The organism is Shewanella sp. M16, assembly GCF_018224605.1.
GTDB classification, from domain to species: domain Bacteria; phylum Pseudomonadota; class Gammaproteobacteria; order Enterobacterales; family Shewanellaceae; genus Shewanella; species Shewanella oncorhynchi.
Genome location: NZ_JAGTUL010000005.1, coordinates 163056 through 177903 on the forward strand (window position 1 = coordinate 163056; position 14848 = coordinate 177903).

Sequence of the window (14848 nt, forward strand, 5' to 3'; positions counted from 1 at the left end):
GATTGTTTGGCTAGAGTGATTGGATGCTAATTTTTTAGTGTCAATATCTTATTATTCATATGGTTACTTGATATTGAAGTTGTAATAGATATCAAGTGATTGGCCTAAAGTGCCTGACACGGTTTCTAGATAGAGTTGTGAGAGCAAGTAATACCTGACGGTCATTTCGTAACCAGGGTTAAATACACCTACTCCGTATTTCACCATTAAGTTATCGCCGATAAAGCCACTGATCGCCACACGCCCTTCATCATTAGTGTCGAGTTGCACGTTAGAGAAACCAAACTCTTCAATGAGTCCTGTCGCGGTATTCCCTAAGTTGTTAATTGCGCCGCCGCCCACTTGTGAGCCTAAACCGAGTGCCGCCCCCATCATCAGCGAGTTATTTTGCTCATTGTTGGCGCTGTTAAAGCCACTGCCTTTGATAATGTAAGACAATATTTCGGCTTGCTCTTTGGCGGGATTGGAGAATAAGGTCACCACTGGGCGTGATGGCGTGCCTGTGACGCGTACACCTGCCACTAAGTCTTCAGTCTTAATTTCCCGTATCGCTTCAATATTCAGGTTTGGTAATGACGTTGGCCCCACAAATTGCACTTCACCAGTACGGATTTTTAGGGTTTGGCCCATAAACTTGTAGCTACCTTGATTGACTTTGATATTACCGAAGAGCAAAGGAGGACGGAAAGCTTGCTGCTGTAGCTTTAAGGTTCCTTGGAGTTTACCTTTGAGGCCCATACCATCAATTCTGAGTTCGTTACCCACACTGATATTCAGATCTGCAACGATGGCGTAGGGGCTAGTTTTAGGCTGAGTGGCGGCAATGGAGTCGTCAAATACCACGTCTTCGGAGGCTGCGACACCGCCTTCCGCTAATGGCACAATTTTAATGTTGCCAGAAGGCACCGCTATTTTTCCTTTTACTGCCAGTTGCTTACTGTTGAAGGTTAAGTTTATATCGGGGGAGACATCGAGAATAGCCAGTGGCGGTTGGATCACGGCGAGCTTATCGCCTTCGAGGGCTAACTCGCCACTAAATTGACCTTGGGGCCATTGCAGTTGACCATTCACTCTGCCTAAACCATTGCCCATCATCCAGCGTCCCTTAAGCTGCGCTTGTTGACCCGCAAATGACATCGACATGTCAATTTTGTCGATTAATGTTGGGTTTGCTGTTAGGGCTAAGGCGCCCTCAGTTAAGGCCATGCTCCCCGATACTTCGGGCGCATCTAGACTACCCGCAAAGTTAAGTTGACTCGTCAGCAAACCTTGCACTGTATTTAATTGAGGAAAAAACTCTCCAAGTGGCTGCAAGTTGATTTGCTTGATATTGGCATAACCTGACAGGGTGCGATCGGGTGTGACATTGACGTTAATCTCACTCTGCCAACTGGCCACGCCTTCTGATTCAAAATCTAAAACCGTCGCCAGCCGTTTTGCATCTAAGGTCGCTTTTAATGACAGGTTTTGGTAATTAATGGTGACTTCACGATTTTTATCCCGTTTGAGCATAATGCTGCCGGGAGCAAAATCAAAGTTCACATCGGCAGTAGGCTTACGGCCAGCAGCCCATGCAACATTGGCTAATAGCGATGCAGGGCCGTTCCAACGCATATTCGTTGGTAATATTGGGACAAGTAATTGCCCTGGATTACCTGAGTAGCTCACCTGTGCGCTGCCTTTTTTACCTATTGGTGTATTACTGTTTAGGCAGATACGGCTATTGGGATTCATGAGGCAAAAGGGCGTAATGCTGCCTTGATTTTTGATTTGGTCCCAAGCCAGATTAATGGTGTTATCGAGCAGCCATAGGCCTACGGGCGTGTTGAGATTTAAACGATCAACATCGAGCTGTAGTCGTGACTTCTTCACATCGTATTGGCTGCTCATCGTTGCATCGAGCCCAAGATCGCCCGTGGCGTTGAGAGTGAGTTTTTGAGCGTTAATGGTACCTTTCGCCCCGAGTGTCACTGTATCTAAATTTTGTTCTGCAATCTGCAAGGTTTTTGATTTTAGCGAGATAGCAAACTCATGTTGATCTAGCGGCTTGTAATAGGCCTTTAAATTAGATTCCTGCAGTTTAATGTTTTGATAGTAAAGTTCTGCCAGCTGCGCTGTAAGCTCGACCTGGGGGTGTTTCTCGTCACCAGTGACATTGATCTGCGCTTGTAGTTGGCCGCTGGCCTTAGGTAACCATAGGCCAAAGTCGGGCACTTGTAATTCACCTTGGAGATCCCAATTGGCATTGGCTTCGCCTTTGAGTGCCAGAGTTGAACCTAGTACTTTGGCGTTCAGCCCCTTAGCACTGACATACAGGGAGTCATTCACACTGATATCCCCTGTAATGTCGAAGGGATAACCTTGCAAAGTGCCAGTGAGCTCAGTATCGCTCAGGGATACTTGCCAACGGGGGTCTGCAAATGAGCCTTTAGTGCGTAATTTTCCTGAAATCAAACTGTCCGGTAAACCCGTTGTACTTTGCGCTGTATCCGTTTGTGGCAGCTGTATTTCTTGTAATTTGACGTCATTGATCCAGAGATTGGCGTTCCAGCTAATGGCTTTTTGATAATCGAGTTCGCCCGTGAGCTTGACCTTACCAATCGCGCCCATTACATCAAGATTATTGATGGTTAACTTAGCATCTTGATGTTGGATGTCAGTGTTTATGTCGAGCACTTTGTGAAAGGGTGTGATCAGTTGGCCAGTAAGACTCGCCTCTTGCCGATTAAGGTCGCCTTGGCTATCGAGTGTGGCATTGCTTACCGAGTATTCAGGGTTCTTCAGTGGCCACTGAAGCCGTGTTTGTTCAAGTTTCACCTTGTAGGGCAGGTTAGGGTCTTGCAGTGTTATTTGGCCATCTAGTGTAAAGTCGGCATCGCCCTTGGCGACGGCATTCACCTGAAGTTGCCCTAAACTTTGGCTCAGCTTTAACGTTAATACTTGATGAGTGAGATCTGGCAATTCGACTAGTTGGTTAAGGGTGAGATTTGCCTCTAAATCGAGTGGATAATCTTTATCAAGTGTTAGGCTGCCAGTGATATCGACGCTGCCATCGGTGTGGCTGATGGCAAGATGGTCTAAGGTCAATTGGTATTCACGGAAACTGCCTTGTAGTTCTGCATGGCTAAAAACATCTTTACGATCGCCGATTTGCAGTGTGGTGTTGTCTAGCGTTAAGGCATTGACCGTCACAGGGAAAGGCATAAATACTTGTGGCAATTGTGCTAAAGCCCATTCAGCCTCTTTTGTTAGCGACGGACTGGCCGATGGTGTAGGTGTAGTATTCGTAGCAGTGCTGGGATTTGCTGCATTCGTTACCGCTGCCGTGCTAGTTTGTGTTGCTACATCGGTTGATGCAGGGATCAGTATGAATAATCCTTCGCTGGATAGCTGTTTAACCGACAAACCTTCGGTAAACCATTGTGCTTCTGCGTTAAGACGATTAGCGGTAAATTGCATATCATCCACTTGGATATTAACACCATTGAGTTCAGCAGAATCTAAAACAATATCAAAGGGTAATAGGAGCTCGCTGGGTTCTTCATCAAGTGGCGCGACTGGCGCTTCGTTTGAGTCTGCAGAAAGCGCTAGGGTATCAATAGTGACATCGACTTTAGCCGCAGATAAGCTATTCACGCATAAGCGTTTTTGCAGTAAACAGGCGGGCTGCCACAGTAAATGCAGATCCTCAAGTTGCACGTTCATTCCGGCCATAGACCAAGCCGCGTGAGATAGGGCTAAGTCTTTGTTAATGGAACCAGAGGTATAAGTCAGTTCAAGATCGGGTACAAATTGATCGGCTAAACCCACGCTAATGCGCGAGCCAAATTCAGTGCCGAGTAATAGGGCGATTAACACTAAAAGCCCTAATGGCACATAGATAATAATCCGAGTCCAGAGTTTGAACTGCCGCCACAGTCTTTGAATGAATGACATCGATGGGGTGACAGAGGTCACTATGGTTTCAGTGGCTTCGGCTTCATTGGCTTCAATGATGGGATTATCAACGATATCTTGTTCGTTTGGCTTATTATGCTCTGGGGGCTGGCTCATAGATCTGTCCCCATGGTTAGGTGAATTCGCCATGATCTTTCAATGGTCTCAGTTTCTTTCAATCCGACCCCTAAATCTAATTTGATTGGACCAATCGGGGAGATCCAATGGATACCGCCACCGACAGAGACGACAGGTTCAAATTGATTATTATCGAAGGCGTTACCCGCATCGATAAATGTGCCGACCCGCCAAGTGGGGGTCACATAATATTGATATTCCAAACTACCAACCATTAAATAGCGGCCACCGATAACCTCGCGATTGGTTTTTCCATCGTCAGCAACATAGTCTAAATAGGGGCCGAGTTCTTGATAACCATAGCCGCGCACACTCTGATCGCCACCGGCAAAATAGCGTAGTGATGGTGGGATAGAGGCAAGATCATTCTCGTTAGCTAAGTTGGCGGCTAAATCAATACGAGCGACGATTCTGTGGTTATCGAAGAAGGTATCAATCCATTTAAATTTAGCTTGCAAGCGGGCTAGGCGGGTTTCTGATCCTAAATAGGGATCGGCATAGTCTAGGCTGTAAATTTGTCTAAACCCGGATTTAGGATCCAGTGAGTTATCCCCCCGGCTAGTCCGAGAAAAGTTAATTCCTGCCAGATAAAACGACGGCATATAATCGACGTCAGACTGAGTATATTCTTCGCGTATGGCCTCCAACGAATAACTCATTAGCCATTGATTTTCTAGTCTTTGCTGACGTAATAGTCCCAGAAGGTACTTAGTCGACTCGAGCTGGCCTGTGTTACTAAAATCACGATTCTCGGCGTCATATACTTGAGTCACACCGTATTTGTCCCGCAGCAAACCGAGGCGGATCTTCAATTGATCGTCTAAAGGATGTGTGAGCGGAATCGTATAAGTGGTTAATAACTTTGGTCTATCGGGCGACCATTCGAGACTGGTTTCTTGGGAATGCCCATATTTATTGATTTGTGGTGTACGCCAAGTCACGCGCACCCTCGGATCAAAGGCTTGATCTGTTTTGCCAATATCACCACCAAAGCCGAGTTCAATTGCGTGACTTGCCTTAGGCGTTAATTCGACTCGCATTGGAATATGGTTATCTTCGACGTTATCGATTTGCGGGATCACTTTGATATTGGCGAAATAACCAGTATCTAATAACTGACGATTCAGGGCGCTTACGCGGCGAGTTGAGTATGAAGCACCTTCTTTAAAGGGGATAAGATCCTCTAATATATCGGGTTCTAAGTTATGGCCATCGAAACTGACTTGGCCAAATCGGTAACGTTTGCCTGAATCAAAATGCAAACTTACCTGTGCGGTATTAATATCGCGGTTAACTTTAATTTGTGATTCAGTAAATTCGCCATCGAAGTAACCTCGTGCTAAAGCTAAGGTGACCAGTTGCGATTTTACGTCGCTGTAAACACCGTGATTTAACACATCGCCGGGTTTAATGTTGACCTTTGCGAGCCATTGATCGAAAGCTCGGTCATCAAGCATTTCACCACTAAAATTAATATCGACCCACTGAACAATGGTTGGCTCGCCGGGGCTGATTTCAAGTTTTAATTCCCACGGTCCCTTGTCATGCTCAATCAGCTTTTCTTCTACTTCACCGTGATAGTAGCCCATGGATTCTAAGGCGGTGCTGATATTGTCATCGACATTAAACAAAAAGGCACGGCGCTGCACCTCAGATTCAGGTAAAGCGCCTAAGTGAGCAACTATGTTGCTTCGAAGCGCTTCATTCACGCCTGTAACAGATAATTTGATAAAATCATCTGCTGCCGCGACTGATGTGACTGAAATCAGACTCAGAAACAAGCAAAGACGAATGTAATGTGAGGTGATTTGCAAAAATGGCTGCACTTTATAGTCCCTGTGATTTGGCATCATTGTCGCCAGAATAAAACCAACAGGCAAGGAGATGATTGAAATTACACGATGAAATGGTTACAAAGGACGCTACTTTTTAAGGGGATGTAAAGAATGAAAACAAAATTAGCCACCTTTAGTTTAATTATTTCGGGCCTACTTTTTATGTCGCATAACACCTTTGCCAATGATAAACCGTTCGCCATTGCGATCCACGGCGGCGCAGGGACGATTTCTAAAGCTAATCTCACCCCTGAACAACGCCAAGCCTACAAAGATAAGTTAAAGGAAGCGGTCGATAAAGGCTCAAAAGTCTTAGAGGAGGGCGGTGACAGCTTAGTGGCAGTACAAACCGCAATTAATATCCTTGAAAATAGTGCTCTGTTTAATGCTGGTATAGGCGCGGTTTATACCTATGACGGCGGACATGAATTAGATGCCTCTATTATGGATGGCAAAACGATGAATGCCGGCGCTGTCGCTGGAGTGCGTCATATTGCCAATCCAATTGACTTAGCCTTGGCCGTGATGAATAAATCTGAGCATGTGATGCTCTCGGGCGCAGGAGCAGAAGAATTTGCACTGACTCAAGGTTTTACTTTAGTGCCAAATCATCATTTTGATACTGACGAGCGTTATCAGCAATTACTCGATGCACGGCAAAAACTGCAAGCTGCGGCTAAATCTGAACAAGTTGCTAATGTTGAGATGAAGGACCTCGATTACAAATTTGGTACCGTTGGTGCTGTCGCCTTAGATAAAAAGGGTAACTTAGCTGCAGGTACATCGACCGGTGGTATGACGGCAAAACGCTTTGGTCGTATTGGTGACTCTCCTGTCATCGGTGCTGGCACTTATGCTGAAAACGGGGTGTGCGCCGTATCAGCAACGGGTCATGGTGAATTTTTTATCCGTTACCTCGTCGCGGGGGATATTTGTGCCAAGGTGAAATATCAGCAAAAATCCATCATTCAGGCTGCAGATGAAGTTATTAATCAACGTCTTATCACTGCTGGCGGTTCAGGTGGTGTGATTGCAGTCGACCAGCGTGGCAATATTGCTACGCCATTTAATACCGAAGGTATGTACCGCGCCACCCGTAGTAATGGTGAGCCAGCCCAAGTGCTGATTTGGCATGATCAATAATGTCATTTGTAGAAGCATCTAGGTTTATAACTGACATGACTTAGAAACGTTAAAACTTCGAAACCTTAAAAAGCGAGTGCCGCAAAAGTGGGCTCGCTTTTATTTTTATATCTTAATTTTACTAATATCTTGAAAAGTAACCAGATAAATATCATTAAGCAGTATGGCTTATGATGTTTATCTGAGTGGTGCGGTTTGAGTTGGCATAATAATTACCGCTGTTTAACCCTTTGAAATTCAAATCTAGCAGTATAGAAGCCTAGATGTCTATATATCTAAATGATCTATTATTACTGTTTGATATATCAAATAGTTATTAATTCATTATCCATCGACCCATAAAGGCATAGAATCCGGCTCAGACAATGCATTAAATGGGAGTCATTGATGGAACAATTACCGATATTGAATTTAAGTGATTGGCATGCCGGTGGACAACGTCGTAACGCTTTTATTACTAAGCTTGCCGATGCTGCCAGAAGAATAGGGTTTTTCTATCTCACGGGCCACGGCATTGAGCTTGCTAGACAGCAGCAAGTACTTCAGTTAGCGGCAGATTTCTTTGCGCTGCCCGTCGTAGATAAACTTGCGGTGAAAATGGCTAATACACCGCATTTTCGCGGTTATACCCGTTTGCAAGGTGAATTGACCTTAGGGAAACCGGACTTGCGGGAACAGTTTGATATCATGCAAGAAGAAGTGGCTAACCCTCAGCAGTCTGATATGCCTATATGGTGGCAGCTACAGGGGCCTAATCAATGGCCGTCACAATTACCACAGATGAAATCGACTTTATTGGCATTGCAACAGGATTTAGCCGATACCAGTGTCACACTATTGAGGGCTTTAGCTGTTGCGCTGGAGCAGCCAGAAAGCGCCTTTGATGCCACGATTGAAGCGGGTCCTTATCAGCATATGAAGCTTATTCGCTATCCCAGCGCGGATGGACAGACTTCAGGCCAAGGCGTAGGGGCACACAAAGATCCTGGCTATTTGACCTTAGTGCTGCAAGATAAGCAATCCGGTTTAGAGGTTCAGACTGACAACGGTTGGTTAAGCATACCGCCATTAGAAGATGCCTTTGTGGTAAATATAGGTGAATTACTTGAGTTGGCTTCTAATGGGTATTTAAAGGCAACCAACCATAGGGTTACTAGCCCGCCTGCTGGGGTCGAGCGCTACTCGTGTGCCTTTTTTATGGCGGCGCAGTTGAATGCGACAGTTCCTTTGTTACCTTTGCCAAAGCATCTGGCGAACCAAGCTCAAGGACCGGCAAGCGATCCATTAAATCCTCTTTTCCACCAAGTGGGCCAGAACGTATTAAAAGGGCGTTTACGCTCTCATCCCGACGTTGCTCAAGCACATTACGCCTCATTCGCTCATGCCATTTAATGGTTATTAGGATCTATTATGCAATTTAAAACTAAATTACTTCACACCCATTATGCCGCTGATAACTCGACGGGCGCTCTTACAACTCCTATCTATCAAAGTAGCACCTTCGCCTACGGTAGTGCCGAGGATGGTCGAGCCCGTTTTGCAGGTGAGCAACCGGGCTTTATTTACAGTCGCATGGCGAATCCGACAGTGCAGGCGCTTGAATATCAATTAGCGCAACTGGAAGGGGCTGATGAAGCACTCGTTGTTGCGAGTGGGATGGCGGCAATCAGCAGTATTTTCTATGCCTTAGCGAGTCAAGGTGATGAAATCGCATTTATCGACCCCGTATATGGTGGCACTGCGGCATTTTTAATCCAAACGTTAACCCGCGCGGGTATTACTGTGCGCCGTTATCAAGACGATGATCATTTATTGGCAGAGATTACCGCCGAAACAAAAATTATTTTATTTGAGCCCATCACCAATCCGACCTTAAAAGTCAGTGACTACCGTAAGGTTAAGCTTGCCGCCGAAAAAGTGGGAGCTATAACCATTTGTGATAATACGTTTTTAACCCCGTATTTATTCAAACCGCTGGAACATGGCATTGATATCGTGATGCACAGTGCCACTAAGTATTTAAGTGGCCATGGCGATTTAATTGCAGGTGTTGTCGCTGGACCTAAGGCATTAATGCAACCTATTCGCACTATAGCGCTTAAACATATCGGCGCAGCAATTGGGCCACAGGAAGCCTATTTATTACAGCGAGGCTTACGTACCTTAGCACTTAGAATGGATGCTCATCTTGCGGGCGCGGCTAAGGTCGCTGCTTTTCTTACAACCCATCCGAGCGTTGCAAAAGTTTATTACCCAGGGCTAGCAGATGATCAAGGTCATCAAGTTCTGAGTGAAACCATCAACGCCTTTGGCGGTATGGTGAGTATTGAGCTCGAAGGGGGCTTTAACCGAGCTGCGCAGTTTTTAGATCATTTGAACTTGTTTACTCAAGCGGTGAGTTTAGGCGACTTAGAGAGCCTTGCTTGCCACCCCGCTAGTACCACCCATGCCGCTATGGATGCCACGAGTCGGCTAGCTTCAGGGGTGAATGACAACCTGATTAGATTGAGCATTGGCGTCGAAGATCCTAAAGCTTTGATTGCCGATCTTGAGCAAGCCTTAGCCATTTAAGCATATTGATACTAGCCATCCCCAGTTAAATTGATTGGGGATTTCAAACGTATAATGTTATTAATTTCGTCTATCTAAAGTTAATTTCCGTAATTTTTTACGTTTTTTTTACGCGTCAGAATTGTTTTCGTCTGTTAAAGTGAAAATCTGTATAACATAACGACTTACATTTTGATGGACAAACTAAGTGTTTTTAAATTCTCTGTTAGGTTGAGCTTTATTTCTGAGTGTCTACTCGCTATTTGCTTGTATCTACCCTCTTGGAGGGGGTCATCTAAAGCATTATTATTGTACTCCAACTCGTTGTCGTTATGATTACACTTCAATGTTGTTTTCAATATGCGTATATGGCTGCATTTGTTGAAGCTATTCGTGTTTATTTAACATTCATTGTTATTCCCTCCCAATGATAGATGTGGCTTTTTTTATTAATCTAATCACTTTTATTGTCATAGCCATTGTCGCGACGATAAGTCAACTTGCAATCCACCTTAGACGACAACAAAGAGTATTAGGGGACGATCTATTTCCTAACCTAACTCTGTTATCGATTGCATATAATTTTAGAACAGGACGTGAGCGCTTGTATTTTATGATACCTAATAAATTATTCATTAAGTCTTTCACGATAAATATCTAAAGGTGAGTTGGAATGATTGCAGTCAGTGGAATACAGAAATCTAGCTCTCGATTTCATACCATAATTCATCTATGTAGCTTTTTGATTGTCATATATAGCTTCACCATGTTGATGCCTATGGCTGTTGCATTATTTTATAAAGATGGATATATCACTCCATTTTTAATCACATTCCTCCTTTCCTTTTTTATTGGTGTGGTCGGTTGGAAGATGACAAGTGAGGAAAATAAAAATCTGCAAAAACGTGATGGCTTCATGGTCGCTTGTTTATTTTGGCTGATATTTTCCTTAATGAGTGCATTACCTTTTCTTCTTGATAGACGATTGGACTTGAGTTTAACCGATGCCATGTTTGAAGGTGTGTCTGGCATTACGACGACTGGAGCCTCGATTTTTTCAGATATTGATGAACTACCCAAATCGATTTTATTTTATCGAGCACAGCTTAATTTCCTCGGTGGGTTAGGGATAATTGTTTTAGCCGTTGCAATTATGCCATTTCTTGGTATTGGTGGCGCAAAATTATATCAATCTGAGATGCCAGGTCCCATGAAAGAGGAAAAGATGACGCCTCGCCTTGCGGATACGGCTCGAAATTTATGGGGGCTTTATAGCGTACTTGCCTTAGGTTGTGCAGTTGCTTATAAACTTGCAGGAATGAATTGGTTTAATGCCATATGTCATAGTCTATCTACCGTTTCATTGGGTGGGTTTTCTACACATAGTGACAGCTTAGGATATTATAACAGTGCTGCAATTGAGCTTGTGGGTGGTGTGTTTTCAATACTGGCAGCAATCAATTTTGCCTTATACTACATAGTGTTAGTTCGACGAAGCTTCAAGCCTATTTGGTATAATGCGGAGGTTCGATTTTTTATCCTCATATTATCTATCGTTGTTGGGATCGCTTGTTTAGAGCTGAATCGTACTCAAACTTTTGATATTAAAGATTCATTGGTACATGGATTTTTTCAAACGGTTTCAGTTATGACGGACAATGGATTAGGCTCTGCAGGTTATCCTAATTGGCCCAGTCATATTGTGCTTTTATTATTAGGCGCGAGCTTTTTTGGTGGATGCTTTGGTTCTACTTGTGGCGGTATTAAAGCTGTCAGATTTTTACTTTTGTACCGTCAAGGGATCCGAGAAATTCATCAATTGGTTCATCCTAATGCCATTTTAACGACAAAGATCAGTGGCCAAGTCGTTTCAGACAGAGTCATTCGTTCAGTATGGGGATTATTTTTCCTGTACATATTTTTTACTTGCGTTTTTGTATGGGGATTGGTCGCCATTGGACATGATTTTGCCACCGCCTTTGGAACCGTCGCCGCGTGCATTAATAATATGGGGATTGGTTATGGTGACACTGCATCTGGATTTGGCACGTTAAAAGATGCGGCTAAATGGCTGATGTGTGTCGCTATGCTTTTTGGGCGATTAGAAATATTTCCTGTACTCATTATTTTCTCACGGGCATTCTGGCGATTTTAATTTTAAGTGTATTTTATGGTTGATTTGTCGAATTGACTGGGAGGGTCAGTAAATGAAATGGTTATTAACATGTATATTACTCATTATGCTAGTAGGGTGCCAGAAATCGCCAGTTTATACCAAGTTAGAAGGCCTTGCGCAGGGGACGAGTTGGCATGTGACATTTTGGAGTAAAGACAAGTTAAATAGTACAGAGATAAACCGCGAGATTGAGCGGCAATTGGCAGAAATAGATCTTCATATGTCTACTTACCGTTCAGATTCAGTGATTTCTCGTTTTAACAGTATGCACTCCGCTATGGCGGTCGGGGATGATATTTTAGGGCTCATAGGGATAGCCAAGGAGGTCACTTCAAAAACGGAGGGTTGTTATGACTTGACCATTAAACCATTATTCGATTTGTGGGGATTTACCCATAATCAATTAACTATTCCTACAGAAAGTGCACTTCAACAGACATTAACCTATGTTGGCTTACATCATTTAAGTATTGATAATCAAATGTTAACTAAAGATTTGCCAGAGGTACATCTTGATTTATCTTCGATTGGACAGGGATATAGCGTAGGCAAAGTTGCAGATGTGCTAAAGCGATACAATATCGATAATTATTTGGTAGAGATTGGCGGCGAAATGGTCGTACACGGCAGTAAGCTCGACGGTTCTGCTTGGAAAATCGCGATTGAAAAACCATTGCCCGAACAGCGAACAATGCAAAAGGTTCTGCTTATTGATTTTCCTCAAGCGATCATGACATCGGGTACATATCGTCATTATTTTGATCATTTAGGACAGCGCTATTCACATATTATTGATGCGCGAACCGGTAAACCCGTAACCCATAACACAGTATCTGTAACTGTATTGGCAACGGATCCGGCTAGAGCAGATGCTTGGTCTACAGCGCTATTATGTTTAGGAAGTCAAGAAGGATTAGTCGTCGCTAATCAGAATGATATAAAAGCATTATTTATTGATGACAATAAAGGTGTACTTAAAGAGATTAAGACAGATAGCTATAATAAAATGAAAAATATAGAGCTTAATTAATCTACGATATCATCGCTTGGTTATGTGTTAATGCCAGTTAGTATTTCTAGCTGGCATTTTTATTTTACTTTTATAGCTAATGCCATGGTTTGTTGTGGCCTTATTTACCACTGATTATGATGACTTTTACGTATTCTTTACGGGATTAGTCATTTGAACTCTAGAGACTTTACGCGGTTAATTCATATATTTGTCCTGTTACTCACTTTCTTAAGGACAAATTATATGGACTGGATATTTCTAATACTTTCCATAGCACTTTTCATCTACTTAGCAGTGGCAATGTTTGCCCCTAATAAGTTTTAGGAGTCGTTATGTTTGAAATTACCCTTATTTTTACTACTGCGCTTGGGCTCGCATGGCTGTTGGGATCCTATATGACAGGAGTTTTCTCTGGTCAGTCCCATTTTTCAGATCGTTTATTTAATCCCATTGAAAAGTGGATTTATCGGGCTATAGGCGTAAATGCCCATTCGGGGATGACATGGAAATCCTATGGTGCGGCGTTTCTTATCAGCAACTTGGTACTTGGCATTTTGGCGTTTCTTATCCTTAAATTCCAACATGTGTTACCGCTTAACCCCGATGGCATAGGACCATTATCTTGGGATCTGGCTTTGCACACTGCGGTATCATTCCTCACCAATACCAATCAACAGCATTATTCCGGGCAGGCTCAGCTCAGTTATCTATCCCAAGGATTTGTCATTGTCACGCTGCAATTTGTCACTCCAGCCATGGCGCTGGCGGTTTGTGTGGCGATTTTGCGGGGAATGTTAGGCGGGTTGAATAATGACAGCGCCAAAGAGGGCGAGGCTCGAAATCTGGGTAACTATTATGTTGACCTAGTGCGCGGTGTACTCAGACTTATGCTGCCATTAGCGGCTATTGTAGCGCTGTTACTGACTTGGCAAGGCGTACCGAGTAGTTTTGACGGTGCGCAAAAAGTAAACACCTTAGATTCTGCATCACCTATCACTGAGCAGGTCGTTCCGATCGGCCCCGTTGCTTCTATGGTGGCCATCAAGCAGTTAGGCACTAATGGCGGGGGCTGGTATGGCCCCAACAGTAGTAACCCTCTTGAAAACCCAACGCCAGTCAGTAATGCAATCGAGACCATTGCCTTAGTGCTGATCCCTATGGCCGTCGTCTTTATGGCGGGCGGAATGCTAAGACGCAAAAAATTTACCTTGATGGCTCTGGTTGCTATGGGTTTATTGAGCGTCAGTTTTCTTGGGGCAACTGTGTACAGCGAGTTGCAACCCAACGCCGCCTTTGCGGGATTAAGCGCCCAAGGGCCTAATATGGAGGGTAAAGAAGTTCGCTTTGGACCTGAGCTTTCGGCGCTATGGGCTTCTTTTACCACACAAACCTCTAACGGTTCGGTCAATGCCATGCACGATTCCTTCAATCCAATCGGGGGATTGATGACGCGATCAGGCATGTTACTTAATGCGATATGGGGCGGTATTGGCTGCGGTTTTGTTAACTTTATCGTTTATGTGTGGATTGCTGTTTTCTTATCGGGATTGATGATTGGCCGTACGCCAGAGATATTTGGTCGTAAGCTCGAAACCCGTGAAATCACCCTTTTGGGAAGTCTATTAGTTTTACCTACCTTGTGCGTCTTAGGTTTGACGGCGATCACTGTGGCTATCCCGAGTATTACGGGCAACAGCAACCCCGGCTTTCATGGAATTTCGCAAGTCTTTTACGAATATACCTCCGCTTTTGCTAATAACGGTTCGGGTTTTGAAGGTTTAGGTGATAACACGCCTTGGTGGAATATCAGCTGCGTTATCGCCTTACTGCTTGGTCGATACTTGCCACTGTTTTTACCGCTGGCGATTGCGGGGATGATGTCGAGTAAAAGAGTGAGCCCCGACAGTAACGCGAGCTTGAAGCTCGAGAGTCCCACCTTTTGTTTCACCCTTATTGCTGTGATTTTAATCATTAACTTCCTGTCTTTCTTACCTGCGGCGGTATTAGGGCCTATTGGCGAAGCTTTAGAACTTGCCACTATGAGTCTGGAGAAATAGT

Annotated in this window: 9 protein-coding genes; 7 read left to right on the plus strand and 2 right to left on the minus strand. The window is 44.1% G+C overall.

Going from position 1 to position 14848, the window contains the following annotated elements; genetic code table 11:
• Nucleotides 1-63: 63 nt before the first annotated feature.
• On the minus strand, nucleotides 64-4053 hold the full coding sequence (locus KFE26_RS05260) for a translocation/assembly module TamB domain-containing protein (RefSeq protein ID WP_212599842.1): 3990 nt from the start codon (nucleotides 4051-4053) through the stop codon (nucleotides 64-66).
• Nucleotides 4050-5900, minus strand: coding sequence for an autotransporter assembly complex family protein (locus KFE26_RS05265; protein ID WP_028760161.1), 1851 nt, complete (start codon nucleotides 5898-5900; stop codon nucleotides 4050-4052). Before KFE26_RS05265 ends, KFE26_RS05260 begins: the two co-directional genes overlap by 4 nt.
• A gap of 120 nt (nucleotides 5901-6020) precedes the next feature.
• Here KFE26_RS05265 and KFE26_RS05270 point away from each other — a divergent pair, with 120 nt between their 5' ends.
• The 7 genes from KFE26_RS05270 (at nucleotide 6021) to kdpA (ending at nucleotide 14847) form a co-directional block, all read left to right on the plus strand.
• Nucleotides 6021-7052, plus strand: coding sequence for an isoaspartyl peptidase/L-asparaginase family protein (locus KFE26_RS05270; protein ID WP_168824061.1), 1032 nt, complete (start codon nucleotides 6021-6023; stop codon nucleotides 7050-7052).
• A gap of 387 nt (nucleotides 7053-7439) precedes the next feature.
• Nucleotides 7440-8444 (plus strand): isopenicillin N synthase family oxygenase, encoded by a 1005-nt coding sequence (locus KFE26_RS05275; protein ID WP_212599843.1) that lies wholly within the window; start codon nucleotides 7440-7442, stop codon nucleotides 8442-8444.
• A gap of 18 nt (nucleotides 8445-8462) precedes the next feature.
• Nucleotides 8463-9623 (plus strand): PLP-dependent aspartate aminotransferase family protein, encoded by a 1161-nt coding sequence (locus tag KFE26_RS05280; protein ID WP_212599844.1) that lies wholly within the window; start codon nucleotides 8463-8465, stop codon nucleotides 9621-9623.
• Nucleotides 9624-10275: 652 nt separating this feature from the next.
• Nucleotides 10276-11757, plus strand: coding sequence for a TrkH family potassium uptake protein (locus KFE26_RS05285; protein WP_212599845.1), 1482 nt, complete (start codon nucleotides 10276-10278; stop codon nucleotides 11755-11757).
• A 52-nt stretch (nucleotides 11758-11809) separates the two neighbouring features.
• Nucleotides 11810-12808, plus strand: coding sequence for an FAD:protein FMN transferase (locus KFE26_RS05290; RefSeq protein ID WP_212599846.1), 999 nt, complete (start codon nucleotides 11810-11812; stop codon nucleotides 12806-12808).
• Between the two features lie 225 nt (nucleotides 12809-13033).
• Complete coding sequence (locus tag KFE26_RS24390; protein ID WP_105252297.1) at nucleotides 13034-13114, plus strand: potassium-transporting ATPase subunit F; 81 nt, start codon at nucleotides 13034-13036, stop codon at nucleotides 13112-13114.
• A gap of 8 nt (nucleotides 13115-13122) precedes the next feature.
• Nucleotides 13123-14847, plus strand: a complete 1725-nt coding sequence (gene kdpA / locus KFE26_RS05300) for a potassium-transporting ATPase subunit KdpA (protein WP_131525162.1) — start codon at nucleotides 13123-13125, stop codon at nucleotides 14845-14847.
• Nucleotide 14848: the final 1 nt, after the last annotated feature.